This window comes from Agrobacterium sp. CGMCC 11546 (assembly GCF_013365515.1).
Taxonomy (GTDB): domain Bacteria; phylum Pseudomonadota; class Alphaproteobacteria; order Rhizobiales; family Rhizobiaceae; genus Agrobacterium; species Agrobacterium fabrum.
Genome location: NZ_CP047389.1, coordinates 139,720 through 164,367, shown reverse-complemented (window position 1 = coordinate 164,367; position 24,648 = coordinate 139,720). Strand labels below are relative to the sequence as shown.

The 24,648-nt window shown below is 57.9% G+C and carries 25 protein-coding genes; 21 read left to right on the top strand and 4 right to left on the bottom strand.

The window, feature by feature from the left end:
- Positions 1-90 precede the first annotated feature (90 nt).
- From GSF67_RS24110 to GSF67_RS24100, 3 genes are read left to right on the top strand one after another with little or no spacing between them, the layout of a single operon-like run.
- Positions 91-1,371, top strand: coding sequence for a cytochrome c (locus GSF67_RS24110; RefSeq protein WP_035216637.1), 1,281 nt, complete (start codon positions 91-93; stop codon positions 1,369-1,371).
- Complete coding sequence (locus GSF67_RS24105) at positions 1,368-1,841, top strand: (2Fe-2S)-binding protein (RefSeq protein WP_006316120.1); 474 nt, start codon at positions 1,368-1,370, stop codon at positions 1,839-1,841. The genes GSF67_RS24110 and GSF67_RS24105 overlap by 4 nt, the downstream gene beginning before the upstream one ends.
- On the top strand, positions 1,838-4,081 hold the full coding sequence (locus tag GSF67_RS24100) for a molybdopterin cofactor-binding domain-containing protein (protein WP_006316117.1): 2,244 nt from the start codon (positions 1,838-1,840) through the stop codon (positions 4,079-4,081). Before GSF67_RS24105 ends, GSF67_RS24100 begins: the two co-directional genes overlap by 4 nt.
- A 10-nt stretch (positions 4,082-4,091) precedes the next feature.
- Here GSF67_RS24100 and GSF67_RS24095 read toward each other — a convergent pair whose 3' ends face one another.
- Positions 4,092-5,012: a LysR family transcriptional regulator gene (locus GSF67_RS24095; RefSeq protein WP_006316115.1), complete on the bottom strand. Its 921-nt coding sequence runs from the start codon at positions 5,010-5,012 to the stop codon at positions 4,092-4,094.
- A gap of 105 nt (positions 5,013-5,117) precedes the next feature.
- Between GSF67_RS24095 and GSF67_RS24090 the strand changes: the two genes are divergently transcribed.
- From GSF67_RS24090 to GSF67_RS24070, 5 genes are all read left to right on the top strand, one after another.
- Positions 5,118-6,353 (top strand): MFS transporter, encoded by a 1,236-nt coding sequence (locus tag GSF67_RS24090; RefSeq protein ID WP_128822100.1) that lies wholly within the window; start codon positions 5,118-5,120, stop codon positions 6,351-6,353.
- A 2-nt stretch (positions 6,354-6,355) separates the two neighbouring features.
- Positions 6,356-7,468: an FAD-dependent monooxygenase gene (locus GSF67_RS24085; protein WP_006316110.1), complete on the top strand. Its 1,113-nt coding sequence runs from the start codon at positions 6,356-6,358 to the stop codon at positions 7,466-7,468.
- 74 nt (positions 7,469-7,542) lie between these two features.
- Positions 7,543-8,502, top strand: a complete 960-nt coding sequence (locus tag GSF67_RS24080) for an XdhC family protein (protein WP_006316108.1) — start codon at positions 7,543-7,545, stop codon at positions 8,500-8,502.
- 705 nt (positions 8,503-9,207) lie between these two features.
- Positions 9,208-9,666 (top strand): Rid family hydrolase, encoded by a 459-nt coding sequence (locus GSF67_RS24075; RefSeq protein ID WP_006316106.1) that lies wholly within the window; start codon positions 9,208-9,210, stop codon positions 9,664-9,666.
- 74 nt (positions 9,667-9,740) lie between these two features.
- On the top strand, positions 9,741-10,460 hold the full coding sequence (locus tag GSF67_RS24070) for a gamma-glutamylcyclotransferase (protein ID WP_006316105.1): 720 nt from the start codon (positions 9,741-9,743) through the stop codon (positions 10,458-10,460).
- A 24-nt stretch (positions 10,461-10,484) separates the two neighbouring features.
- Here the strand turns inward: GSF67_RS24070 and GSF67_RS24065 are convergent, their stop codons facing one another.
- Positions 10,485-11,384 carry a LysR family transcriptional regulator gene (locus GSF67_RS24065; RefSeq protein ID WP_006316104.1) on the bottom strand — a complete coding sequence of 300 codons (900 nt, stop codon included), beginning with the start codon at positions 11,382-11,384 and terminating at the stop codon, positions 10,485-10,487.
- Between the two features lie 115 nt (positions 11,385-11,499).
- Here GSF67_RS24065 and GSF67_RS24060 point away from each other — a divergent pair, with 115 nt between their 5' ends.
- The 13 genes from GSF67_RS24060 to GSF67_RS24000 all read left to right on the top strand — a co-directional run bounded on the left by GSF67_RS24060 (position 11,500) and on the right by GSF67_RS24000 (position 23,265).
- Positions 11,500-12,432, top strand: coding sequence for a VOC family protein (locus GSF67_RS24060; protein ID WP_006316103.1), 933 nt, complete (start codon positions 11,500-11,502; stop codon positions 12,430-12,432).
- Between the two features lie 87 nt (positions 12,433-12,519).
- Positions 12,520-13,437 carry a LysR family transcriptional regulator gene (locus GSF67_RS24055; protein ID WP_006316102.1) on the top strand — a complete coding sequence of 306 codons (918 nt, stop codon included), beginning with the start codon at positions 12,520-12,522 and terminating at the stop codon, positions 13,435-13,437.
- 422 nt (positions 13,438-13,859) lie between these two features.
- A complete protein-coding gene (locus tag GSF67_RS24050) occupies positions 13,860-14,549 on the top strand; it encodes a hydrolase (RefSeq protein WP_006316099.1) in 690 nt (229 codons plus the stop codon).
- 68 nt (positions 14,550-14,617) lie between these two features.
- Positions 14,618-14,905 (top strand): XapX domain-containing protein, encoded by a 288-nt coding sequence (locus GSF67_RS24045; RefSeq protein WP_006316089.1) that lies wholly within the window; start codon positions 14,618-14,620, stop codon positions 14,903-14,905.
- Positions 14,905-16,887: an amidohydrolase gene (locus GSF67_RS24040; RefSeq protein WP_006316088.1), complete on the top strand. Its 1,983-nt coding sequence runs from the start codon at positions 14,905-14,907 to the stop codon at positions 16,885-16,887. Before GSF67_RS24045 ends, GSF67_RS24040 begins: the two co-directional genes overlap by 1 nt.
- 155 nt (positions 16,888-17,042) lie before the next feature.
- Positions 17,043-17,669: a hydrolase gene (locus GSF67_RS24035; protein WP_006316087.1), complete on the top strand. Its 627-nt coding sequence runs from the start codon at positions 17,043-17,045 to the stop codon at positions 17,667-17,669.
- Positions 17,670-17,823: 154 nt separating this feature from the next.
- A complete protein-coding gene (locus GSF67_RS24030) occupies positions 17,824-18,267 on the top strand; it encodes a DoxX family protein (protein ID WP_006316086.1) in 444 nt (147 codons plus the stop codon).
- On the top strand, positions 18,264-19,862 hold the full coding sequence (locus GSF67_RS24025; RefSeq protein WP_006316084.1) for an MFS transporter: 1,599 nt from the start codon (positions 18,264-18,266) through the stop codon (positions 19,860-19,862). Before GSF67_RS24030 ends, GSF67_RS24025 begins: the two co-directional genes overlap by 4 nt.
- A 166-nt stretch (positions 19,863-20,028) precedes the next feature.
- On the top strand, positions 20,029-20,706 hold the full coding sequence (locus tag GSF67_RS24020; protein WP_006316083.1) for a YoaK family protein: 678 nt from the start codon (positions 20,029-20,031) through the stop codon (positions 20,704-20,706).
- 48 nt (positions 20,707-20,754) lie between these two features.
- Positions 20,755-21,174: a DUF1622 domain-containing protein gene (locus tag GSF67_RS24015; RefSeq protein WP_006316082.1), complete on the top strand. Its 420-nt coding sequence runs from the start codon at positions 20,755-20,757 to the stop codon at positions 21,172-21,174.
- A gap of 44 nt (positions 21,175-21,218) precedes the next feature.
- Positions 21,219-22,256, top strand: coding sequence for an LLM class flavin-dependent oxidoreductase (locus GSF67_RS24010; protein ID WP_006316081.1), 1,038 nt, complete (start codon positions 21,219-21,221; stop codon positions 22,254-22,256).
- A 26-nt stretch (positions 22,257-22,282) separates the two neighbouring features.
- Complete coding sequence (locus tag GSF67_RS24005; RefSeq protein ID WP_006316080.1) at positions 22,283-22,690, top strand: hypothetical protein; 408 nt, start codon at positions 22,283-22,285, stop codon at positions 22,688-22,690.
- Positions 22,691-23,103: 413 nt separating this feature from the next.
- Positions 23,104-23,265, top strand: coding sequence for a hypothetical protein (locus GSF67_RS24000; protein WP_157998616.1), 162 nt, complete (start codon positions 23,104-23,106; stop codon positions 23,263-23,265).
- Between the two features lie 144 nt (positions 23,266-23,409).
- Here GSF67_RS24000 and GSF67_RS23995 read toward each other — a convergent pair whose 3' ends face one another.
- On the bottom strand, positions 23,410-23,730 hold the full coding sequence (locus GSF67_RS23995) for an acyl-CoA thioester hydrolase/BAAT C-terminal domain-containing protein (RefSeq protein WP_371814450.1): 321 nt from the start codon (positions 23,728-23,730) through the stop codon (positions 23,410-23,412).
- Between the two features lie 197 nt (positions 23,731-23,927).
- On the bottom strand, positions 23,928-24,512 hold the full coding sequence (locus tag GSF67_RS23990) for a histidine phosphatase family protein (protein WP_006316077.1): 585 nt from the start codon (positions 24,510-24,512) through the stop codon (positions 23,928-23,930).
- Positions 24,513-24,648: the final 136 nt, after the last annotated feature.

The following is a 24,648-nucleotide window of genomic DNA, read 5'->3' as shown; positions in this document are numbered from 1 at the left end:
TCAGCGACGGTGCCCTCAGTCAGTGGCACTGGCCACATCCAAGCGTCAGACAGATCGTCGTCTGTACTTGCAATACAAAGGTACGCCCAAATGCATTTCAATAGACGCCAACTGCTGACGGGTGCCTCGATCCTGGGTTTGACAATCACTGCGGGGCTTGGGGTCTTCGCATGGATCGCCTACGAACCGGAACTTTCGAAGATTCCTCCAACTGATCGAGCTTCGCTTTCACCGGCTCTGATCCGCAAGGGCGAGCAATTGGCGACCGTGGGCGACTGTATTGTTTGCCACACCGCCGATAACGGCCCGGCGCTCGCCGGTTCGCGGCCGTTGGCTACGCCATTTGGGACTCTTTATTCCAACAACATTACCCCCGATCCTGAAACTGGGATCGGCAACTGGTCGGCAGATGCGTTTCGCCGCGCGATGAAGGATGGCGTTGCCCGCGATGGCAGCCACCTCTATCCGGCACTTCCCTATGAACATTTCACGCGCGTCACAGATACGGATCTCGATGCCATCTACGCGTTTCTGATGAGCCGCGAGCCGGTCAAGGAGACCGCACCTCCAAACGAACTTCTCCCTGGACTGGGCTTTCGTCCGCTTCTTGCCGGCTGGAAACTGTTGTTTCTGCGGCACGAAGTGACAGTCTCCGAACACATGAAAAGCAGCGAATGGAACCGCGGAAAATACCTGGTCGACGGGCTCGCCCATTGCGGCGGTTGCCACACGCCCCGAAACGTTCTCGGCGGGGAAAAGTGGGGGGACGAGTTTGCCGGTGGCATTGCGGAAGGCTGGAACGCACCCCCTCTGGATGCTTCCAATACGTCCGCTGACCGCTGGAACGTCGATACGCTTCAGGCGTATCTGAAAACCGGGACTGCGAAGGGACACAGCACGGCAGCTGGTCCCATGGGGCCGGTGACAGAAGGCCTGTCGAGGCTCAACGATGCCGACGTTCGTGCAATCGCTATATACATCGATTCGACAATGCACTCTGGAACCGTCGCAACTCCGATTGCGACGCCGCGCGTGGTCACGGAGACATCTGACGCCGGAGCTATATTGTTCGAAGGCGCCTGTGGGGGATGTCACGAGCCTTCTACACCGATGGGCATCAGGGGACGGCCGCTGCTATCAGATACCTCCGACATGAACTCAAAAGATCCTCGAAATGCAGTGCAGGCGGTCCTGCAGGGCATAAAAGATCCGACTAGCGACGCTCCGTTCATGCCCTCGTTTGCCGACAATCTCACCGATAGACAGATCGCGGACCTCCTGGCCTACGGCCGTTCGCGGTTCACGACGCAACCGCAATGGCCGCGTCTTGAAGACACCGTTCGCGATATTCGCAAGGAGAACGCACAATGACGACATCGATCATGGTCAACGGAAAAAGACACCAGGTCGATAGCGACATAGATACGCCGCTTCTTTATGTGCTGCGCAATGATCTGGAACTCAACGGCGCCAAATACGGCTGCGGCCTTGGACAGTGTGGCGCCTGCACCGTACACATCGACGGCAAGGCGGTCTTTTCCTGCCTCACTCCGCTAGGAGCGATTGGCGAAAGGTCGGTTCGAACGATTGAAGGCCTCGGCTCTGTCGACGCTCCAGGCGTTTTGCAAAAGGCGTTTCAGGATGAGCAGGCCGCGCAGTGTGGTTACTGTATCGCTGGCATGATCATGCGCGCGCAGACCCTTTTGGACAAGATCCCCAATCCGAGCGATGACGAAATCCGCGACAACTTGCAACCCAATCTCTGCCGTTGCGGCACCCATGCGAGGATCCTCCGCGCCGTCCGGCGCGCAAGCGACGTTATGACAGGAGTGGTCCGATGAACATGATTTCCAGGCGCTCGTTTCTGGCGGCCAGCGGTATTGCGGTAGCATTCGCTCTCGCACGACCTGCACGAGCCCAGTTGGCCGGAGGTGGGGAAGGGGGCGCCGGCCCGGCTATTCTGAATCCCGACCTACCAGGCAGCCTGAAATCCTGGCCCTATCTGGATGCCTGGATACAGCTCGATCAAAACGGGAAAGCCACTGTATTCACGGGTAAGGCCGAGCTCGGACAGGGAATACGGACAGCGTTGACGCAGGTAGCTGCGGAGGAACTCGACCTTCCGCCCGCCTACGTCACCCTTGTTACGGTTGATACACTGCGCACACCGGATGAGGGGCTCACGGCAGGTAGTCATTCCATGCAGGACAGTGGCACCGCGATCCGCAATGCGGCAGCAAACGTGCGCATGCTCCTGCTTGCGAAAGCCGCTGCAACGCTCGGGGTCGCAGAAGCGGATGTTACGACCGAGGGGAATGGAACCATTGTCGCAGCCGATGGGCGCAGCCTTGGGTACGGCGAGATTGCCGCAGCGGTATCGCTGCATGTGGAAGCGGTGCCCAATGCACCTCTTCGCCAGAAGAGCCAGTTTCGGACGATGGGTTTCAACCTACCGAGACTGGATATCCCGGCAAAGACGACCGGGGGAGAAGCGTTCATACAGGACATGCGCCTGCCGGGAATGCTGCACGCCCGGGTCATTCGCGGTCCGAGCATAGGCACACGGCTGACGCTTCCGCCAGATACCGAAATCGAAGCCATGGACGGCGTCGTCAAGTTCGTCCGCAACGGCGATTTTGCGGCGGTCGTCTCCAGGCGCGAGTGGGATGCTGTCAAGCTGATGCGCAGATTGCAGGCCTCACCGTACAAGGCTGCGAAAGAGCTTCTCCCGTCGGGCGAGGTCGCGGAAACATTGAAGGCGCTGCCTGCTCGCGAGATCGTCATTCAGGATACGAGTAGACCGACTGCGGACCCCAAGCATTCTGTCAGCCAGAGTTTTACCAGAAACTGGATTAGCCATGGGTCGATCGGACCTTCCTGCGCGTTGGCGTGGCTGCAAGACGATCTCCTGACGATATGGACACATAGTCAGGGGACGTTCGACGTCAGGCGAGTGGCGGCGGAGCTTCTTAATCGGCCGATAGAAACCATTCGCGCCATCCACGTCGAAGGCGCCGGTTGTTATGGACAAAACGGCGCGGACGACGTTGCTGCGGAAGCCGCCCTGATCGCCGCGTCGATGCCGGGAAAGCCTATCCGGTTGCAGTGGATGCGCGAGCAAGAGTTCGGCTGGGAACCACTTGGTCCGGGAATGGTGACGGAAGTCGAGGCGGCCGTCGATGCCGGCGACCGGATTGTCAAATGGAACTACGATGTGTGGAGCAATCCTCACAACAACCGACCGGTCGGGGCGGGCGGCGTGCTTGTTGGAAACGAGGTGTCGCATCCGTTTCCTATTCCGGAGGGCAAGCCGATCCCGATGCCGGAAGGCGACGGCAGCCGCAACTCGAACCCGCTCTACGATTTGCCAAACACGAATGTCATCTACCACTTCATCAAGGACATGCCGATAAGGGTTTCCGCGCTGAGGTCGCTTGGAGCGCACCTGAATGTGTTTTCGATCGAGAGCATGTTTGATGAACTTGCGTTGAAGGCTGGAGTGGATCCGCTGGATATGCGGTTGGCCCACATGGCCGACGACCGCGCACGAAGCGTCATGCTGACCGCCTCGGAAGCCTTTCGCTGGAAAACTCGCAACAAGACTTCGCCGCTACAAGGGTTCGGTATGGCGTTCGCGCGTTACAAGAACCTGGGTGCCTATTGCGCAGTGTTTATGGAAATCAAAGTCGAGCGCGACACGGGTCGCCTGACAGTTCGAAGGGTTCAGGCCGATGTGGACTGCGGCGAGGTCGTTTCTCCAGACGGTATCCAAAATCAGGTTGAAGGGGCGATTATTCAATCCTTAAGCTGGTGCACCCGCGAGGCATCGGGCAATGACGGCACTCTGCGCACAGCCTTCGATTGGAGCACCTATCCAATTTTACGCTTCCGTGACGTACCTGAAGAGATAGCTGTCACCGTCCAGCAGCAGCCGGGAAAGCCTTTCCTGGGCGTAGCCGAGTGTGGCCAAGGACCAGCTTCCGCAGCACTTGCGAATGCACTGGCTGATGCCACCGGTGTTAGATTCACTCACATGCCGATCACTGCCGAGAAAATAAGAGCCGCGATTGTAACCCTTTAGGGGATGGAGATCAGCTTGGTACCGCACGGCCTTGATCAGAGTAGGCGGCGAAGGCTTCCTGAAGTGCCAGGACGAATACGCGCACTTTGGGCAAGACCAGCCGTGTAGTGGGGTACACTGCCCAGATCGGCATGTTCTCGGGCGCGCCGTCGGCGAGAGTGACAGCTACAAGCCGGCCCGCCCGCAGGTCATCGCGGACGGCCCAATGCGACAACAACGCGATGCCGCCGCCCGCCAGGCAGGCGGCATGGCAGATGGCAATACTGCTCGACGAAAAACGTGAATGAACGCGGATATGTTTTTCCCGCTCACTTTCCGGCGCCGTCTCGTTCCGCATCGTCCAGTGGGTGGTGCCGTTAAGCGGGAGGCAATCGTGCAGCGCCAGATCACTCACGAAGGCGGGTTGGCCGCGTCGGTGAAGATAGTCGGGTGCTGCTACCAGAAGCCGCGGATTGTCGGCCAATCTTTGGGCGATCAAGCTGTTGTCACGGAGATGGGCAATGCGGATGGCGAGATCAGTTCCGGTCGCAACGAGATCGGGAAGCGTGTCGGTCACGTCGAGCGAGATGCGGAGCTCAGGATTGTCCATCAGCAGGCGGGGCACAAGGGGCGCCACAAAAGTTAGGCCGAAAGCGGCGGATACCGAAACGCGCAGCAATCCCGCAGCGCCCCGGCCATCGGATCTCAACCGCGATGTGGCCTCCTGCTCGTTGTCAATGATCGACCGGGCGTATGGCAGAAACGTTTCGCCTTCTGGTGTGAGCGACAAAGCGCGGGTCGTGCGGTGCATCAGGCGTATACCGAGCGATGTTTCGAGCGCAGCCAGCCGACGGCTTGCAGCCATGGCCGGGATGCCCAGCCGACGGGCTGCTTCTGCAAGGCTGCCCGCGTCAACGGCAGTGGTGAAAACGCGCAAATCATCCGTATTCATTATAACGATTCTCGATATCCGGGCCAAACATTCGGACCCACTAAAACTGATCGAGATTAAATTATAGAAAAGTGGCTGACGAAAATACACTGGAGAGACATGGAAATGGAAACTTTACAAACTTCGAAAGCATCAGCATTACCTGGCGACGTAACCGGCAAAGGTACCCATAAGCTCGGCCTGCTGGCCATGGCGGCCGCCAGCGGCATCGCCGTTGCCAATATCTACTACAACCAGCCGATGCTGGGTATAATCGAGGCGGAGTTTCCTGGACAGTCGGCTGCGACGTTGATCCCGACCGCAACCCAGCTCGGTTATGCGCTTGGTCTGTTTCTGTTGCTTCCGCTAGGCGATATCCTTCATCGCAAGCCGCTGATCGTCGGTCAGTTTGTCGTGCTGGCTGTCGCCTTGGCTCTGGCTGCTATTGCGCCGTCTGCCTGGACGCTGGTCATTGCCTCCCTTGTGGTTGGCGCCAGCGCGACGGTGGCGCAGCAGATCGTGCCGTTTGCAGCATCACTGGCAACCCCGGAAAAGCGCGGTGCTACGATCGGCACTGTCATGGCAGGCGTACTGGCCGGCATCCTCTTCAGCCGTACATTGTCCGGCTTTGTCGGAGAGCATGGCGGCTGGCGTGAAATGTTCTGGATTGGCGTACCGCTGGCTCTGGTCGCCGCCGTTTTGATGTTCGTGACATTGCCCCATCACCGGGCAACCTCTAGCATGCCCTATGGCAAGGCGCTCCGCTCGCTGGCACACCTCTGGACACGCTTCCCAACGCTGCGCATGGCGACATTCGTTCAAGCTGCTCTGTTTGCTTCGTTCACGGCGTTCTGGACTATCCTCGCACTCTACCTCCAGGGACCGCGTTTCAACCTTGGTGCCGATGTGGCGGGTCTGTTCGGCATCGTTGGCGCGGTAGGCGTCTTTGCAGCACCGCTCGCCGGTCGCGTCGCCGACAAGCATGGCCCGTCTTTCGTGGTTTGGGGTGGTGCTATCCTGACGCTGGTTGCATGGGTGGTATTTGGTCTTTGGGGCGCGATTGCCGGTCTGATCGTCGGCGTCATCGTGCTGGATTTCGGTATCCAGAGCGCGCTCGTCTCGAACCAGCACCTCATTTATGCGCTCGACCAGCAAGCTCGTAGCCGTCTGAATACCATCTTCATGACCGGCATGTTCCTTGGCGGCTCATTTGGTTCGGCAGTCGCTACCGTCGCGTGGAGCCAGGGAGAATGGACCGGCGTCAGCATCCTGGGTGGAATGCTCGCCATCATCGCGCTTTTGGTTCTGGTTCTCGGCCGCAATCGCTCAAGCGCTGCCTCCAGCAAGCACGAAGGAAGCTAATCATGAAACCATTGCGTATCCGCGTTGTCGGCGGCTCGCTTGCGGGCCTGTTCACCGCAATTTTGTTGCAGAATGACGGCCATGATGTGGTTGTTTACGAACGCTCCCATTCCGGACTTGCTGGACGCGGAGCGGGACTGGTGCCCCAGGAAGACGTCTTTCACATGCTGCGCATGATCGGCGCAGATCAAGCTGCCAATGTCGGCGTGATGGCCCGCGAACGGATCTACTTCAATGCTGACGGCTCGGTCGCCCAGAAGCTGTCGATGCCCCAGATGCAGATTTCGTGGGACTTTCTCTACTCGGAAGTCTTGGCGCGCCTGGAAAAAGGACGGCACCAGACCGGACGTGCCGTTGAGGCCGTCATTGATGCCGACGATGGTGCTACTATCATTTTTGCCGATGGCTCATCCGAAAAGGCCGATTTGGTGATCGGTGCGGACGGACTTGGCTCATTAGTCCGGGCCACTCTCAACGAGGACTGGCATAACCGGTATGCGGGATATGTTGCCTGGCGTGGACTGCTGCCTGAAAAGGAACTTCCCTCGGGAGCATCAATCCTGCTCGATCGCTTTGCCTTTTATATCAGATCCGGTGTGCATATTCTCGGCTATCTGGTACCTGGCCCTAAAGGCGAAACGACGCCGGGACAAAGGCGCTACAACTGGGTCTGGTACCGCCCCGTCAATGACGCCGGGCTGGCAAGCACCCTAACCGATCGTCATGGAACGACCTATCCTTATTCCCTCCCGCGCGGCACTATGGCAACAAGCCGGGTCGAAACCTTGCATGCGGACGCTGCGGCGGTGCTGCCCACTCCGTTCGCGCTCGCCGTTCAGGCAGAGAATACGCCGTCGATCCAAGCAATCTTTGACTACGCGGCTGATCGCATGGTGGGCCAATCCGTAGCGCTGGTCGGAGACGCGGCCTTTGTTGCACGTCCCCATACCGCGATGGGAGTTTCCAAAGCGGCCGGTGATGCAATTTCGCTGCAACGAAACTTGATGCGGGCAGGCTCGCTTCGGGACGGGTTGGGAGCTTATCAGTCTGAGCGGATGTTCATCGACGAGCAGACCGTTGCTTACGGGAAACGACTGGGTAGCTCAGCTCTTTAGAAACCAGGCACTTGCCCCTCCGAAATCAACGCAGTCACGCTTTTCCCGTGTGCAATTAGCTAGGATAGGTCGTTATGACGGAAATACCCTTGCCGTTCAGGGTAAGCAGCACCGATAATCCTGTCGATATACTCACCTTTGCAGCTTCAGCCGTGCAACGCGGCGGAGCAGCGCTTGCGACATTGGTCGAAATAAGAGGCGGCGCAGCGCGCGCACTCGGAGCGCAAGTTGCGATCGCCGCCGATGGCGGATTTGTTGGCTATGTGTCGGGTGGGTGTGTCGACGCGGCCGTTGCTGCCGAAGCTCTTCATGCGATCGCGGACGGCAGAGACCGATTTGCGAAATTCGGAGAAGGGTCGGCGTTCTTTGATATCGTAATTCCCTGCGGGGGTGGCATAACAGTCTCGATTCATATTTTGCGCGGAGATGAAGTCCTGCACACTGTGTTGGGCGAAATTGCCGAACGTCGTTCGGTCGCTCTCGCGTATTCATCGCGACTCCAAAAACTCGCGCCCTGCAACACCCACCTGCAATCGTCCGACTGGCAGGGCGAGGAGTTCGTATCCGTTTATCATCCCCAGTTGCGTTTAGTAATCTCGGGTCAGAGGGGAGAAGTCGAGGCAGTCCGTCGTCTTGCAGAGGCGGCTGGTTACGCCGTGTCACTATCTGATCCGCATAAGACGCCAAGGGGTCAGAGCTCGGATGTAATAGATCCATTCACAGCGGTTGTGCTCTTGCATCATGACCTCGATCTTGAAGCCGACCTATTGAACGAAGCTCTCGCTTCGTCGGCTTTCTATATCGGTGCTTTAGGAAGCACACGCACGCACCGTCGTCGCTTGGAGAGGTTGATGGCGATTGGCGTTTCGTCGGAAAGTTGTGATCGGATAAAGGCGCCAATTGGCATGTTTGGTCCCGCTCGGGATGCAACCACCTTGGCACTCTCCGTTCTCGCGGATATCGCAGTCGCTCGCCTTACGCTTTTCCATGACCAATACTCAGTTGAAATGAATTGGAAACCACCGCGTCGTTAGCAGAGACCGCGTTTGACGTACGAGCGTAGGCCGTTTCGGAGATCCTTCTCCGTGATGCAAGGTCGAGCCATTCCGGATCGAAGTATCGACGGCACCAGCGCAAACGACAATCTCGTCCGATGAACAACCATCTCCAGGTAAATCGGCGGACCATAAATGCCTATACCCACCCGAAGACCGCAAGACGAAAGTTGCAGCGATGCACCACATTCCAGGTTCGGAAATCATGTTGCATCGATCCCGATCGAAGTGCTGAGGATGGCAGTCAACAACGCCGTCCGATCCTTGGCACTGAGCGGGTCGTGACGAGGCGATTTCTTTAAACTGATCGGTCCGGTCTGAGAATCAGCGCGGCCGGCCGAGTACGAGCGGACTGCCGGGACTGGTCAAAGTGCGGGGCAGCGCCATTTATTGCAAATTCAGCAATAAATTCGAAATCATTCCCGCAATTGTCAGCGCAGGAGTGTAACGGCATTATAGCCATGTCAGACAGACACAGCGCAGCCTGAAGTTTCCACTGAGGAACTCGCAGGACGCGAGATGATCAGAGACCATTCTCTCATGACCCGCAGTGGCGCTGCTCCTGCATGCTTTGTCGCCGCGGTCATGGCAGTTCCATCCTCCCCAGCTTCGCTGCCAATGGTGCTCGCGCTCCAGGCACACTTGGCTCACAAGCGTTGCGCCATCCAAAGCAAGGAAACCATAATGACGAACATAAACTCTCGCAAGAAGATCGCCAACCTCGGCGTCGCCTGGGAGCGAGCATTCGGATACGTGCAGGCCGTGCAGGTCAAGGACACGATCTACATGTCGGGGCAGTTGAGCCACGATGGCGACGGCAAGCTCATTGCCCCGGCCGATCTCGACGCGAACGGTCGACCAGTCGATTTCTCGCAGATGGAAGCGCAGATCCGTCAGACTTACCTCAACGCCAAGACGCTACTTGCCGAGTATGGCGCGACACTTGACGATGTCGTTGAAGAGACACTGTTCGTTCTCGATGTTCCGAGTGCCTTTTCCGCTGGCGCAAAGGTGCGCAAGGAAATGTACGGAACGGACATACCGCAGTGCGCCAGCAACCTGATCGGAGTTACAGAACTGGCGTTTCCGGAACAGATTGTCGAGATCACTTTCCGCGCCGTGATCGACCGTTCCGGAAACTGATCCCATGTTAGCAATATCACGACCCGCCGGACCCAACGGGCTCCGGCGGCACTCTTGTTAGATCAGGTACCACGATGCTTAAGACACCCAAAACCAAGACGCGTGTGCCTGTTGCTATGCAACTCACGGCCGACTTAGTCGCCCGCACGCTCAGGGTTGTTGAAGATGAGGGTCCGGAACCAAACTGGACTCCGATCTCGTCCCGGCGACTTGACGAGCTTGTCGGCAGGGTCGAGCAGGAGTCCGGCGACGAGGAGATCTGGGTGTTCGCTTACGGATCCCTGATGTGGAACCCGGGGTTCGAGGTTGCCGCGAGCGAGGAAGCCGTTGCGTACGGATGGCACCGTGCATTCTCGTTGAGGATAGAGCGGCTCAGGGCCACGTCGGACGCGCCGGGTCTCATGCTGGCGCTTCGGCCGGGCGGAAGCTGCTCGGGTCTCATCCTCAAGCTGCCGCGTTCGACAAAGCGACAAGATCTGCGCACTCTTCTGGCGCGGGAGATCCGGTATGCCGAGGTCTGCGACATGGTGCGATGGGTCTCGGTCAAGACCCCTGCTGGGCCTCGTCGTGCGCTCACCTTCTGGGCAAGTGCAAAACAATCACCGCTGACGGAAAAGATACCTCTCGACGAAGCCGCAATGCTGATCGCGCAGGCATGTGGACCCGCCGGATCCTGCGCGGAATATCTCCATCGCACGGTTTCTGATTTGGCGGAACGAAACATCTACGATCGAAACCTGTGGCAGCTCCAGAAGATAGTTGCGGCCACGCTGCGCGCTTTGCCTCAGAACTGAGGTCTCCGAACATCTGCCGCAGCGTCAGTCCAGCATGACCATGTGGGCCGCTACCTGTTCTTCGAAGAACTTTGAGAACGATGCAATTCGAGGTGGAAGCGCTTGATAGGGCGGGTAGAACAAGGTGAGCCACAGATCCGGCGGGGCCCATCCCTTAAAGACATGAACGAGGCGACCGCCCCTGATGTGTTCGGCAATGTTAAAGCCTGGCAGGAGGGCAACGCCTGCACCGTCGGCTGCCATGTCAGCCAGAACCTCACCGCTGTTGGCGCTGAACGCACGACCCGCCGGGATATTCAAGCTCGATCCACCATCCGACAGCACCCAGTTTTCGCGTCGGCTTTCACCGCTGTATGCTAGGCAGTCATCCGGCTTCAATTCATTCGGATGTTGCATCTCGGCAAAACGGCTACCTGGTGCCGCCACCAGAATACGCGGTACGACACGGATCTTGCGCCAGATCGTGAACTTGTCGGATGGCTGAGACGAGATACGGATGGCCAGATCGTAGTCATCATCAACGATATTCACTAGCCCATCGGACAACGAGATCTCGAAGCTCATCTTCGGATAGCGTTCCTTAAACCCTGACAGGATCGGCGGCAGCACGGTCTTGCCGAACCATGTCGGCGCGCTGATGCGAAGCCGTCCTTCGTCACTCTTGTGCGCATTCATCACTTCGCGACGTGCGTCTTCCAGCGTTTTTACGGCTGGCTGGATCTGGGCTGCAAATATAGCTCCGTCGGTTGTCAGCGAAACCTGCCGTGTGGTGCGCACAAAAAGCTGGACGCCGAGTTCCGCCTCAAGCGCGGCGATGGCACGCGTGACGGCGGCCGGTGTCATGTCCAGTTCTCGCGCCACCTGGGCAAAGTTGCGCTTCTCAGCGGCAAGCAGGAAGGTGCGCAGGGCTTTGTAATCGTTCATACCATTGTTTCAAAACTTGCAACTCACTCTCAATTAATATTGCAATTCCGGTGAGCGATCAACAGGCGTAGTTTGATTTCCAACAGATCACAGAACGCCACTGAAAGGCATCGTCATGATGAAAGATATCAAGGGACTGCATCACGTAACCTCGATGGCATCGGATGCACGACAGAACAATCGCTTTTTTACGGAGACGCTCGGACTGCGCCGCGTCAAGCAGACGGTCAACTTCGACGACCCAAGCGTCTATCACCTGTATTATGGTGACGAAAATGGCTCTGCCGGAACTGTCATGACCTATTTTCCGTTCCAGAACATGATGCTGGGTCGTCCCGGCGTCGGCGCGGTCGGCGAAACACAGTTTTCTGTGCCGAAGGGTTCACTGAAGTTCTGGCAGGATCGCTTTATCGCACAGGGCGTAGACGGTCTCGAATCCGATACAGTCTTCGGCGCTGAGCGGCTTCGCTTCATGGGGCCGGATGGCGATGGTCTTGCTCTTGTCGAGTCCGCTGACGATACCCGCGCTCCTTGGCTGGCAAATGGCATTCCTACCGATGCAGCCATCCGCGGTTTTGCTGGCGCACGCTTCAGACTGCATGAGACAGCAGCTACGGAAGAGCTCCTCGGCTTCATGGGATACCAGAGAGCCGAGAAGCAGGGCGATGTCACCCGATACGTCATTCCAGGTGGCAACGGTGCTGATACGATCGACCTCGCAGAGTTGCCGAAGACGGCTTTTGCTCGCCAGGGCGCTGGTTCGGTCCACCATATCGCGTTTGCGGTCGACAACCGTGAGAAGCAGCTCGAGGTGCGCAAGGCGTTAATGGACACGGGCTATCAGGTGACCCCGGTCATCGACCGCGACTATTTCTGGGCGATCTACTTTCGCACGCCGGGTGGCATCCTGTTCGAGGTCGCCACCAATGAGCCTGGCTTCAACCGCGACGAGGACACGGCGCATCTCGGAGAAGCACTCAAACTGCCCAACAGATACGAGGCGTTCCGGGATCAGATCCAGGCCAATCTTGAGCCCTTGGCCGCCTGACATTACCTTAGAACTGGTGCCCTTTGCGACGGATTGATGACTAAGCCAAAGACAGTCGCACATGCGAACACCGATGGAGAGATGCCAATGGATCAGTTGGGAGCAATCCGCGCCTTTATTCGCGTCGTCGAGGCTGGATCCTTTGCAAAGGCCGCCGACACGATGGGTGCGCCAAGATCGACCGTGAGTAAACTCGTTCAGGATCTTGAGGCAAGCTTGAGCCTCAAACTGCTCGAACGCACGACACGTTCAGTCACCGTAACATTCCAGGGCGTCGCATATTACGAACGCGCCATTCGTTTGATCGCCGATTTCGATGATATGAATAACGAGGCCACTGGTGGGCGCCTGGCCACCAGTGGAAAACTTCGGGTTGATGTCGGAGGAACATTCGCGAATGCGATTCTGATCCCACGGCTACCAGAATTTTACGCGCTGTATCCGGAGATCGAATTACATCTTGGAGTGACAGAACGTCAGGCAGACATCGTCGAGGAGGGCATAGACTGCGTCATACGTGCCGGCGATCTGCCAAGCGCATCTATTGTTGCGAGGAGGTTATGCAGCGTCGAGATAGTGACCTGCGCCACCCCGGCATACCTTGAACAACATGGCGTACCCGCTTTGCCGTCGGATCTTCAGAGGGATCATGTTTTCGTACAATATTTTTTCGCACGCAGTCTGAAACCTGCACCTGTCCGCCTGATCAAAGGCAATGAGAAAATAGAGATTTACAGCCCGATCAAGCTCTCCACCAGCGATGCCACGGCGCATTTGCAAGGGATATTAGCAGGGCTAGGCATAGGGCAGACATTTGAATTCCTGGCTCGATCCCATATCGCTCGCGGCGCTCTGGTCCCGATTATGAACGATTGGGCGCCACCCCGTTATCCCGTTCACATTGTAAGACCAGCGGGCCGGTTTCCGAGCGCCAAATATCAGGTTTTTGCCGACTGGGTTGCAGGCGTGTTTTTAGCCTATGACGATGGGACCGGCAGTTCGTAAGCCGTTTATCCATATTCATGGATAGTCACTCCACGACGACGGGCTTCTCCGAGCTCTCCTTTGAAGCTATTGCCGCGGATGTGCGGCTGATGCGAGCTATCGCCCGAAGGAACGGAATGTCTGTTCGAATGAAATACACCTGAGGAGACTGTGAAACGGCTGGCTTGTTATCGCGGTGCCGTACGAGTGCCGTTTTAGTCAAGCTGCGGATGCATTATTGCAATAAAGGCAATTCAATCATAATTAATATTGCAATTCTGGATAAGCATAAGTCAAGCTACATTCCCTTTCAGCAGCGAGGCAGCGAGCGAGTGGAAGCGCCGGTTTCGAGCCTGCTACAGCCCATGGTGTCGGTCTGACAGGCACTGCTCAATTCACAACAAACCGCATTCGCGGTCCAAACAACCAAAGAGGAAAATATCATGTCTAAGCTTCAGGTACTGACCCCCCAGAACAGCCAGCTCATCTTCATCGACCAGCAGCCACAGATGGCTTTCGGCGTGCAGTCAATCGATCGTCAGGTTCTTAAAAATAACGTTGTCGGCCTCGCCAAGGCAGCGAAGATCTTCAACGTTCCGACGACGATCACCACCGTCGAGACCGATAGCTTTTCCGGCAACACCTTTCCGGAACTGCTGGCTGTCTACCCCGAGAACGACATCCTCGAACGCACGTCGATGAACTCCTGGGATGACCAGAATGTACGTGATGCCCTGGCCAAGAATGCTGCGAACGGCGCCAAGAAGATCGTCGTCGCCGGCCTGTGGACGGAAGTCTGCAACACGACGTTTGCGCTTTCCGCACTTCACGACGTCCCGGATTACGAGATCTACATGGTCGCCGACGCGTCGGGCGGCACGTCGGTCGATGCTCACAAGTATGCGATGGATCGCATGGTGCAGGCCGGCGTGATCCCGGTTACCTGGCAGCAGGTTTTGCTTGAGTGGCAGCGTGACTGGGCTCGTAAGGAAACCTACGACGCAGTCACCACGCTGGTAAAGGAACATTCGGGCGCATACGGCATGGGTATCGACTATGCGGTCACCCACGTCCACGGCGGCAATGAGCGCGTCAGCCACGGCAAGCGCATCGGTCCGAACCCAGCAAATTAAGGTCTAAAAGGACCGTTCCGATAGCATCCTGTCGGAGCGGCTTTTCGCGTATCGAGGAACTGCATCCCATGAAAATCTATCTCCTCTCTCTTGGCGCCGGACTGCTGGTCGGCATTGTCTATAGCCTCCTGAACGTTCGCTCGCCCGCTCCGCCGGTGATCGCATTGGTCGGCCTTCTCGGCATTCTGGTCGGCGAACAGATCATACCGCTTGCCAAGTCGCTCTGGAGCAAAGAGCCAGCGGCGGTTTCCTGGTTCAATCAGGTGAAACCACACATGTTTGGTCACATGCCGAAGGGTGGCGATACTGTGGACGTTGCTCATCGCGCCCAGAGCCAAGTAGAGGAACGGGGCTGATGACGACGCGCCGAACCTTCCTCGGGGGCGCGTCCAGCCTGGCGTTTTCGAACCTCTTCTCACCCGCGAAAGCCGCCCATACCTCCCAGACCGGAGTAGACACCATGCATCCCGACCTGATCCTTCACAACGGCCGCCTCACCACGCTTGATCGGACCAATCCGAATGCGACTGCAGTGGCCATCAAGGACGGCCTGTTTCAGGAAGTCGGTGTCGATAGCGAGATCATGGCGCTGGCCGGACCAGATACAAAGATCGTTGACCTTAAGGGCAAGCGGGTCCTGCCGGGACTGATCGACAACCACACCCATGTCGTCCGTGGTGGCCTGAACTACAATATGGAACTGCGCTGGGATGGCGTGCGCTCGCTGGCTGATGCGATGGACATGCTCAAGCGTCAGGTGGCGATCACGCCGGCCCCGCAATGGGTGCGGGTCGTCGGTGGCTTTACCGAGCACCAGTTCGCGGAAAAGCGTCTCCCGACGATCGAGGAGATTAATGCCATTGCGCCCGATACCCCCGTATTCCTACTGCATCTCTATGACCGCGCGCTTTTGAACGGTGCGGCACTGCGCGCCGTCGGTTACACGCGAGACACGCCAAATCCTCCAGGTGGCGAGATCACTCGCGATGCCAATGGCAACCCGACAGGCCTGCTGCTGGCCACACCGAATGCCGGCATCCTTTATTCGACGCTTGGCAAGGGTCCGAAGCTTCCACTGGATTATCAGGTCAATTCGACCCGCCATTTCATGCGTGAGCTGAACCGCCTAGGTATCACCGGCGTCATCGATGCGGGTGGTGGCTTCCAGAACTATCCGGATGACTATGAGGTGATCCAAAAGCTGTCTGACGAAAACCAGATGACGGTTCGGCTCGCCTACAACCTGTTCACCCAAAAGCCAAAGGAAGAGAAGCAGGACTTCCTCGCCTGGACGCAGTCGGTCAAATACAAGCAGGGCAATGATTACTTCCGTCACAACGGCGCTGGCGAGATGCTTGTCTTCTCCGCTGCCGACTTCGAGGACTTCCGCCAGCCGCGGCCTGAGATGGCTCCGGAAATGGAAGGCGAGCTGGAAGAGGTGGTGCGGGTTCTGGCCGAAAACCGCTGGCCCTGGCGTATGCATGCCACCTATGACGAGACGATCTCGCGCGCGCTCGACGTGTTCGAAAAGGTCAACAAGGATATCCCGCTCGAAGGTCTCAACTGGTTCTTCGACCATGCCGAGACGATCTCCGATCGCTCCATCGACCGTATCGCAGCCCTTGGTGGTGGCATCGCGACACAGCATCGAATGGCCTATCAGGGCGAATATTTCGTCGAGCGTTATGGTCATGGTGTCGCCGAAGCCACACCGCCGATCCGCAAGATGCTGGACAAAGGGGTCAACGTGTCCGCCGGCACGGACGCGACCCGTGTTGCCTCCTACAATCCCTGGGTTTCGCTGTCGTGGATGGTAACCGGTAAGACCGTGGGTGGCATGCAGCTTTATCCGCGTGCCAATTGCCTCGACCGCGAAACGGCGCTTCGGATGTGGACCGAAAAAGTCACATGGTTCTCCAACGAGGAGGGCAAGAAGGGCCGGATTGAAAAAGGCCAGTTCGCCGATCTGGTTGTGCCGGACAAGGACTTCTTCAACTGCGCCGAGGACGAGATCTCTTTCCTCGTGTCGGAATTGACCATGGTCGGCGGCAAGATCGTTTATGGCGCCGGAGACTTTCAGACACTGGACGAGAACGATGTACCGCCGGCAATGCCCGACTGGTCTCCGGTCCGCAAGTTTGGCGGTTATGCCGCCTGGGGCGAGCCGGAAGGTGCGGGTGCCCGTTCTCTGCGGCGCACCGCGATTTCCACCTGCGGCTGCGCCAGCGATTGCGGCGTGCATGGCCATGACCATGCAGGAGCCTGGACCTCGAAACTGCCGATCGCAGACCTCAAGGGTTTCTTCGGTGCTCTTGGCTGTTCCTGCTGGGCGGTGTGATGTCCACGTGTTGCTGAATGGATCGGATCTGCCGGATCCATTGAGTATTGCTTTCTTGCCAATTTGCTCGCCGGAACTGCCGACCTCGTGTCGGGGCCGTTCCGGCGGCATTGAGTCGAAAAAACCTGACCGATGGTCAAAGAACGGAGACACTGATGTCCGACATTCCACTCCTTGAACCTTCGCAGCCAACCGTTCTGATGATCGACCAGCAGGCGGGCCTTGCCTTCGGTGTTGGCTCGACAGACCGGCAGGTCCTCCTTAGCAACATGGTCGCGCTGGCGAAGACGGCCAAGGCATTCAGCCTGCCGGTTGTCGTCTCGACATCGGCCTCCAAGGTCTATAGTGGCCCGGTCATGCCTGCGATCCAGAGCGTCTTACCTGATGTCGTCTCGATCGAGCGACGCAACATGAACGCCTGGGAAGATGACCGTGTGAAGGCAGCCGTGTCTCAGACCGGCCGGAAGAAACTGCTAGTGTCGGGCCTGCTGACCGAAGCTTGCGTATCGTTTCCGGTATTGTCCGCGCTCGCTGCTGGTTATGAGGTATCCGTCGTCGCCGATGCTTGCGGTGGCGTGACGTCCGATAGCCACGCTCTGGCCTTGCGCCGGATGGAAGCGGCGGGTGCTAGGATGACGTCATGGCTGCAGGTTCTTCTTGAGCTTCAGCGTGACTGGACCCGCAAAGAGACTTACGGCGACGCCCGCGCGATTGTCGAGGCCCATGCCGGCGGCTACGGGATCGGCCTCGCTTATGCCCGCGACATGATCCATCCCGTTTAAGCGCGCATCGCATGCCGGTCGGCCTCGATTATAATTACATAATCCGCAATTAAATCGAAACTATTGCTGCAATTGTTGGCGAGGCCGCGATCCGCCAAACTCGCTCCATCGAACGCAGGCGGCCAATGAGGCCGGCAACCCACCAGGAGCAGATATGGCTTATCAGGCACATACATCAAATTCGGTCCGGAACAATTTGGCCCGTCTCGTCGGTTCTCCGATCACGCGCACCGTGTCGCTGCTGGCGCTCTGTGCCGCTTATATCCAGGGTCCGCTCACCAAGATCTTCGATTTTAACGGCGCGCTCGCCGAGATGGAGCATTTTGGTCTCCATCCGGCCGCGTTTTTTGCTGTCGCTGTTATCGCCTTCGAACTGGTAGCTTCTGCCATGGTAATTTCAGGTTTCATGCGTTGGGTTGCAGCCCTGGCGCAGGCGGGCTTTACCCTGATGGCGACATTCCTCGCCCTGCGCTTCTGGGAAATGGCCCCGGGAATGGACCGTATGATGGCGACCAACGCCTTCTTTGAACATCTGGGCCTCGCTGGCGCATTCGTCTTCGTTGCAGCAATCGACCTCACGAAAGGAGCAAGCAAATGAGCGCGGTAAAAACATCCGGAGGCACATTTGCTCCTCTCGCACAGCCCGTCTTTGCGGTTCTCTGGATAGCCACCGTGCTCGGCAACACCGGCAGCTTCATGCGCGATGTCGCAAGCTCCTGGCTGATGACGGATCTGTCCGCATCTCCGGCTGCGGTCGCCATGGTTCAGGCGGCCGCAACGCTGCCGATCTTCCTTTTGGCCATTCCGGCCGGCGTTCTCACCGACATTCTCGACCGCCGCAAATTCCTGATCGCCGTGCAGCTGCTGCTTGCATCCGTCAGTATCTCTCTGATGGTTTTATCCCAGACGGGCATGCTGTCGGTCAGCGCGCTGATCGGTCTCACGTTTCTCGGCGGCATTGGTGCCGCGCTTATGGGGCCGACCTGGCAGGCGATCGTGCCGGAGCTGGTCAAGCGCGAGGACGTCAAAAGTGCCGTCGCGCTCAATTCGCTCGGCATCAACATTGCCCGTTCCATCGGGCCGGCCGCCGGCGGCTTGCTGCTTGCCGCTTTCGGCGCGGGGATCACCTATGGCGCCGACGTTGCCAGCTACATCTTCGTCATCGCTGCTCTCGTCTGGTGGCCTCGCGCGAAAAACGCCAATGATGCGCTGCAGGAAAACTTCCTCGGCGCATTCCGGGCAGGCCTTCGCTACACCCGCTCGAGCCGGCCACTGCATGTCGTGCTGTTGCGTGCCGCGATTTTCTTCGCCTTTGCCAGCGCCGTTTGGGCACTTCTGCCACTCGTAGCCCGCCAGTTGCTCGGTGGTGACGCCAGCTTCTACGGCATTTTGCTGGGTGCGGTTGGTGCCGGCGCAATCGGCGGCGCTTTGGTCATGCCGAAATTGCGTGAACGCCTGAGCTCAGATGGCCTGCTACTTGGCGCAGCGGTCATCACCGCCGTTGTCATGGCGGTCCTGTCGCTCGCTCCGCCAAAGATCGTCGCCATCGTTGCGCTTCTCTTCCTTGGTGGTGCCTGGATCACCGCGCTGACCACGCTCAATGGCGCCGCACAGGCCGTGCTCCCGAACTGGGTGCGGGGTCGTGGTCTTGCCGTCTATCTGACCGTGTTCAACGGTGCGATGACGGCAGGCAGCCTTGGATGGGGCGCCGTCGGTGCGGCGGTCGGCATCCAGGCAACCTTGCTCATCGGTGCCGCCGGGTTGCTCGTCGCAGGCTTCATCATGCACCGCATCAAGCTTCCGGCCGGCGATGCCGACATGGTGCCGTCCAACCATTGGCCCGAGCCGCTCGTCGCGGAACCCGTTGCCCATGACCGTGGTCCGGTCCTGATCCTGATCGAGTACAAGGTCGAAAAACAGCATCGCAGCGCCTTCCTGCATGCCATCGATCATCTCGCTAGCGAACGCCGCCGTGATGGTGCATACGGATGGGGTGTCACCGAAGACAGTGCCGATCCGGACAAGATCGTCGAATGGTTCATGGTGGAATCCTGGGCCGAGCATCTTCGCCAGCACAAGCGGGTCTCCAACGCCGACGCCGATATTCAAGGCAAGGCACTGGCCTACCATGTCGGCCCGGACAAACCCGTCGTCAGACACTTCCTGACCATCAACCGCCCCGGTGCTGCATAATCGAGAAACTAGGGCGGGGCGGCTTCGGTCGTCCTTCCATTATCTCGCCAGGCGCAATGAATTCGAAACAAATGATGCAATTGTCGAAGCGTGCGCTGGACGGCACAACTTGGGTACGCCGCGAGACAACCGATCCCGGCCTCAGACTCCAATCGAGAGAACAGCCATGAAACTTCCTTCCCTCCCGATCCTCCTGAGCTTCAATGGTGGTTATGTTGACACTCTAGGCTTTCTTTCGCTCTCGGGCCTGTTCACCGCCCACGTTACCGGCAACTTTGTCACATTAGGCGCGACGCTGGCGCACGGTCTGGATGGTGCCTTGTCAAAACTGCTGGCACTACCTGTATTTTGCCTGGTCGTGTTTGTCTCAAGGCTGGTTTGCCTTAAACTTCAAAGTCGGGATCGCTCGCCGATCCGTACAATGCTGGTCGTGAAGCTGTTGCTGTTTGTCGGCGTCGCGGCCTACGCACTCTATCACGGTCCGTTCCGTGCCGACGAAGGCACCGTCACTCTGGCCGTCGGCATGGCGCTGGTCTCCGCTATGGCCATTCAGAATGGGCTCCACAAGGCACATCTGTCGAAAGCGCCACCATCGACGCTGATGACCGGCACCACCACGCAAATCATGCTCGATCTCGCCGACATTCTGGCCGATCCGAACGCCGACGAAGTGGCGACGGCCAAGGCACGGGTGAAAAAGATGGCAGCTGCTGTTGCGACATTTGCTCTCGGCTGCGGTCTCGGCGCTATCGGCTACATTTACGCTCCCGCAGCGGCGTTCAGCCTGCCGGCGATCATCGCGATCGTCGCTCTCTTTGCAAGCAGGGCCGGGGCCGAAACCTGAAACCTGCTGGCTTTTATATCGATCCGTCAAATTGAAGAGGATACCGTTATGGATATCGGCATTGAAATGGGCGGTATCGCCAGCCTGATCGAACCCATCCTTAAACCGCTGGCGACAGGGCTGGAAGTCTTCGGCGTTGGTGTGATTCTGGTTGGCGTTCTGATCGCAACCGCTGGCTACCTGCGGGACGTTTTCTCAACCGACCAACGGAAAGCTTATGAACATTATCGCGCCAATCTCGGCCGCGGAATTTTGCTGGGGCTGGAGATCCTCATCGGGGCAGACATCATCGCTACCATTATTGCGCCCCTGACCTGGGAAAGCGTCGGTCTTCTCGGATTGATCGTCCTCATCCGGACATTTCTCAGCTTCTCCCTCGAAGCCGAGATCGACGGCCAGTGGCCGTGGACAAAAAGCGCGAACCCGACGGCACCACACGATCGCTCGCCATCATCTTCTCACCCCTGATAAGCGCAAAAAAAGACGCCCCTTTTATCCAACTGGAACAGACCATGACACAATCTCTTGAATTCGGCTTGGATACGTTCGGCGATGTCACCACTGGCCCGGATGGAGACCTGCTTGGCCAGCCACAGGTCATTCGCAATGTTGTCGAGGAAGCGGTTCTTGCCGATCGCCACGGGATCGATTTCTTCGGCGTCGGTGAACATCACCGCAAGGATTTTGCCGTGTCCGCACCGGAAGTGGTACTTGCTGCCATCGCGGCCCAGACCAGCAAGATCCGGCTCGGCTCGGCGGTTACCGTTTTGAGTTCTGATGATCCGATCCGTGTGTTTCAGCGATTTTCCACCCTCGATGCGATCTCGAACGGGCGCGCTGAGGTTATTCTAGGCCGTGGTTCCTTCATCGAGTCCTTCCCGCTCTTTGGCTACGACCTCTCGAAATACGAGGAGCTGTTCGAGCAGAAGCTGGATCTGTTCTCGGAACTCGTTTCGAAAGATGTCGTCAATTATCGTGGCGGCTGGCGTGCGCCGCTCGAAGATCAGCGCATTTATCCGCCCATCGGAGACGGCCGGCTTAAAACCTGGATCGGTGTCGGCGGCAGTCCGGAATCGGTGATCCGCGCCGTACGGCACGACATGAACCTGATGCTGGCCATCATCGGTGGCGATCCGGCCCGGTTTGTGCCCTATGTCGAGCTCTACAAAAAGGCTTCCGAGCAGGCTGGAAGAACGCCCGGCGCTATTGGCGTTCATTCACCGGGCTATATTGCCGAAAGCGACGAGCAGGCCCGCCTTGACCTGTTTCCACATTTCAAGAAGATCCGGGACCGGCTCGGCAAGGAACGTGGCTGGCCGCCGGTGACCGAGGAGGATTTTGAAAACGAGATCGAACATGGTTCGCTGTATGCGGGATCGGCGGAGACCGTGGCCCAAAAGATCGCAACCACCGTCCGGACGCTTGGGATCTCACGGTTCCAGATGAAGTATTCGGCGGGGCCTATGGAGCACGAGAAGCTCATGCAGAGCATCGAGCTTTACGGATCGAAGGTTGTGCCTCAGGTGCGTGCCTTGCTCGGCCAGTCCTAAAAGTCAAAGCAGTCAAGGAGGATTCCATGTCCACCAAGCCATCGCCGCCACTTCAGACCAGCGAGTTACGGATTACCGACGAAAACGGGCAGGCAAGGATTTGTCTGTCTGCAACAGACGGGGTTCCGTCGATCCGGCTCCTGAAAGCAGATGGCGCGACCGGTGCTGCGCTCTCACTCGACCGTGAGGGTCGGCCGTCACTTTCCTTCGAGAACATCGGTCCTGACGCGCCGACGGTCGTGCTCGAAATCGACGGCAAGGGAGCACATATCAAGATGGACAGAGCCGGCGGAGCTTCGGCCTACTTTTTTCTCAACAATTCAGGCGGATCCGGAATAGTCTTCTACGATGCAGTCGGCCAACGTCGGTTGAACTTGATGGTCGCTGCAGATGGTGCGATTACGATCACGCCGATAGTGCCAGATGGTAGTTGAACAAATGTGCCGCGTGGCGACCGTACCAATCGGCGGCGCACGATCGTCACGCCGAGGCGCTCATAAGGTTCATCGCAGCATGAGCTACGCCGAATAGGTGGAGGATCTGCGGAGCGTTTTCGCCGGGTGCAGTCGGTCCCGCCTTCCGCGTTGCGGCGCTTTGCTAAGGCTCCTGCGGCTGCCCTTCCTCCGGCAAAAGCGCGTCGAGAATTCCCGCTTTCCCGCCCTGTCCGGTCGGCGCTTCTCTAATCGGCGGGCCGGGGTCAAGCTCTTTTCGTCTGTCCGTTAGCCGAGGAGGCAAGCGATCGTTCGCAATCGGCCGATACCGTTGAAAAAAACCTATTGATCGTCGGCTCTCAAACCTCCACCTTTAACGAGGTTGCGCGGAAGAGGGGAACGCTATGGAGAGGCTTGTGCGAGCCATCGATTTCGTGATCGATATTTTTGGGGCATTGGGCGGTGGCGGACCTGAAACGGGTTTTTGGAGAAATGCTGACCGCGTTGTGGTGGCCATCGCGGCAATGGTCTTATCTTCCGTGCTTTGCTTTATTATTGCCGTTAAGATCATGGCGTGATTCAATCGTCGCATTGATTTGCGGAGGATTGAGCGATGATGGGATGTCAGGTAGCTCCGGCGCAGCTCTTCTACGACTTCTGCCGTGATGATCACGTTCCAGCCGACCATAAAATTACACGATGCCCAGCGTCCTGATCAAAGATCAGTGTAGCCGAGCTTGAGCCGACTGAACTATCTCCCGGGCAAATTTGTCGGATGGCCAGAGTGCATCGTCGCCACCAGCAACGAGGAGCAAGTCGGCCTTAGATTTTTCGATTGGGATTCTCGCTCGGTTATTCGCTTGGATATCGTTGACAAGGCACTTTTCGAAGAAGGACCGGTAGGAAATGAGGCCATCCCGATATTCCTTCTGCCAATTCATATCTGCAGGAACGAAGTCGAGCGAGGCACCCTTGAACGTCCAAGATGATCGTTCAGGCCACGCTATGCCGCCAGCGCCGACGCCAATGTTACCCCAGACCACGGAACTTGGGCTGATCGCAATCACCACGTTGATACGTCGATCAATGGTCGATGCAAGCAGAGCTGCCTCAGCTCAACAGTTGATCTGGTAGATCAAGTGCGTATGCGGCCTACATGTCAACGTCCACTGTATGGCGCGAACCAGAAGACCGACTGCGGCCCGAAGCGGCCACTAATGGCTTGGTCTCACCGGCCAAATTAAGAAAGACGCTCTATCGATCCCGCTCGTGACAAGCGGAACGCGGCATTTTGAGGAACTTCTAAGTCCAGAATTTCATTCTTGCTGAGACCAAGGTGGATACCCCTCACAATGCGGCTCGTCACGCCATGACAGACAACGACCTTTGGGACGCGGAGGTCGTGCATCAATTCGCTCAAAGCGGCTTGGACGCGGTCTAACATTTCGTCGTATCGCTCGCCGTCGGACGAATGGAAGAACCATTCGTTGTGTCCCAGACCATCTCTTACGTTTGGCCATTCGGCCTCAATCTCCGTGTCGGTCAAGCCGTCCCATGAGCCCATTCCGACCTCTTTGAGCCGGGCATCGACTGTTAGGGGATCATCAACCCCCAAAGTCGAGGCAATAATCTCAGCGGTTTGGATCGCACGCCCAAGGGGACTCGATACAATCGTGGCGGTCTGGTTCAACCCTTGGCTCTTGAGAATACTTGCAACATGAGCAGCTTGCGCTCGACCAACGTCTGTCAACGGAGAGTCGCATTGACCTTGCCACCGCCCGACTGCGTTGAATTCTGTTTGCCCGTGCCTGACCAAATATAGCATCTGTCCCCCTACGCGTGTTTATGCCTACCTTTGCTCTGGTACTGCGGCAGAGTTTCAGGGGAAATAGTATTGGCCATTATTTCTTTGGCTCATGACCGCTCCTGGCGCTTTGCAGCCGAAATCGCTGCTCGACATT

Excerpts from the sequence above, each read along its gene's own strand:
- GSF67_RS24045 (WP_006316089.1), top strand. The coding sequence starts at position 14,618 with ATGAAAATCTATCTCCTCTCTCTTGGCGCCGGACTGCTGGTCGGCATT.
- GSF67_RS24095 (WP_006316115.1), bottom strand. The coding sequence starts at position 5,012 with ATGAATACGGATGATTTGCGCGTTTTCACCACTGCCGTTGACGCGGGC.
- GSF67_RS24090 (WP_128822100.1), top strand. The coding sequence starts at position 5,118 with ATGGAAACTTTACAAACTTCGAAAGCATCAGCATTACCTGGCGACGTA.
- GSF67_RS24020 (WP_006316083.1), top strand. The coding sequence starts at position 20,029 with ATGAAACTTCCTTCCCTCCCGATCCTCCTGAGCTTCAATGGTGGTTAT.
- GSF67_RS23990 (WP_006316077.1), bottom strand. The coding sequence starts at position 24,512 with ATGCTATATTTGGTCAGGCACGGGCAAACAGAATTCAACGCAGTCGGG.
- GSF67_RS24060 (WP_006316103.1), top strand. The coding sequence starts at position 11,500 with ATGATGAAAGATATCAAGGGACTGCATCACGTAACCTCGATGGCATCG.
- GSF67_RS24080 (WP_006316108.1), top strand. The coding sequence starts at position 7,543 with ATGACGGAAATACCCTTGCCGTTCAGGGTAAGCAGCACCGATAATCCT.
- GSF67_RS24040 (WP_006316088.1), top strand. The coding sequence starts at position 14,905 with ATGACGACGCGCCGAACCTTCCTCGGGGGCGCGTCCAGCCTGGCGTTT.
- GSF67_RS24100 (WP_006316117.1), top strand. The coding sequence starts at position 1,838 with ATGAACATGATTTCCAGGCGCTCGTTTCTGGCGGCCAGCGGTATTGCG.
- GSF67_RS24050 (WP_006316099.1), top strand. The coding sequence starts at position 13,860 with ATGTCTAAGCTTCAGGTACTGACCCCCCAGAACAGCCAGCTCATCTTC.
- GSF67_RS24005 (WP_006316080.1), top strand. The coding sequence starts at position 22,283 with ATGTCCACCAAGCCATCGCCGCCACTTCAGACCAGCGAGTTACGGATT.
- GSF67_RS24010 (WP_006316081.1), top strand. The coding sequence starts at position 21,219 with ATGACACAATCTCTTGAATTCGGCTTGGATACGTTCGGCGATGTCACC.
- GSF67_RS24015 (WP_006316082.1), top strand. The coding sequence starts at position 20,755 with ATGGATATCGGCATTGAAATGGGCGGTATCGCCAGCCTGATCGAACCC.
- GSF67_RS24105 (WP_006316120.1), top strand. The coding sequence starts at position 1,368 with ATGACGACATCGATCATGGTCAACGGAAAAAGACACCAGGTCGATAGC.
- GSF67_RS24055 (WP_006316102.1), top strand. The coding sequence starts at position 12,520 with ATGGATCAGTTGGGAGCAATCCGCGCCTTTATTCGCGTCGTCGAGGCT.
- GSF67_RS24025 (WP_006316084.1), top strand. The coding sequence starts at position 18,264 with ATGAGCGCGGTAAAAACATCCGGAGGCACATTTGCTCCTCTCGCACAG.
- GSF67_RS24075 (WP_006316106.1), top strand. The coding sequence starts at position 9,208 with ATGACGAACATAAACTCTCGCAAGAAGATCGCCAACCTCGGCGTCGCC.
- GSF67_RS24030 (WP_006316086.1), top strand. The coding sequence starts at position 17,824 with ATGGCTTATCAGGCACATACATCAAATTCGGTCCGGAACAATTTGGCC.
- GSF67_RS24110 (WP_035216637.1), top strand. The coding sequence starts at position 91 with ATGCATTTCAATAGACGCCAACTGCTGACGGGTGCCTCGATCCTGGGT.
- GSF67_RS24035 (WP_006316087.1), top strand. The coding sequence starts at position 17,043 with ATGTCCGACATTCCACTCCTTGAACCTTCGCAGCCAACCGTTCTGATG.
- GSF67_RS24065 (WP_006316104.1), bottom strand. The coding sequence starts at position 11,384 with ATGAACGATTACAAAGCCCTGCGCACCTTCCTGCTTGCCGCTGAGAAG.
- GSF67_RS24070 (WP_006316105.1), top strand. The coding sequence starts at position 9,741 with ATGCTTAAGACACCCAAAACCAAGACGCGTGTGCCTGTTGCTATGCAA.
- GSF67_RS24085 (WP_006316110.1), top strand. The coding sequence starts at position 6,356 with ATGAAACCATTGCGTATCCGCGTTGTCGGCGGCTCGCTTGCGGGCCTG.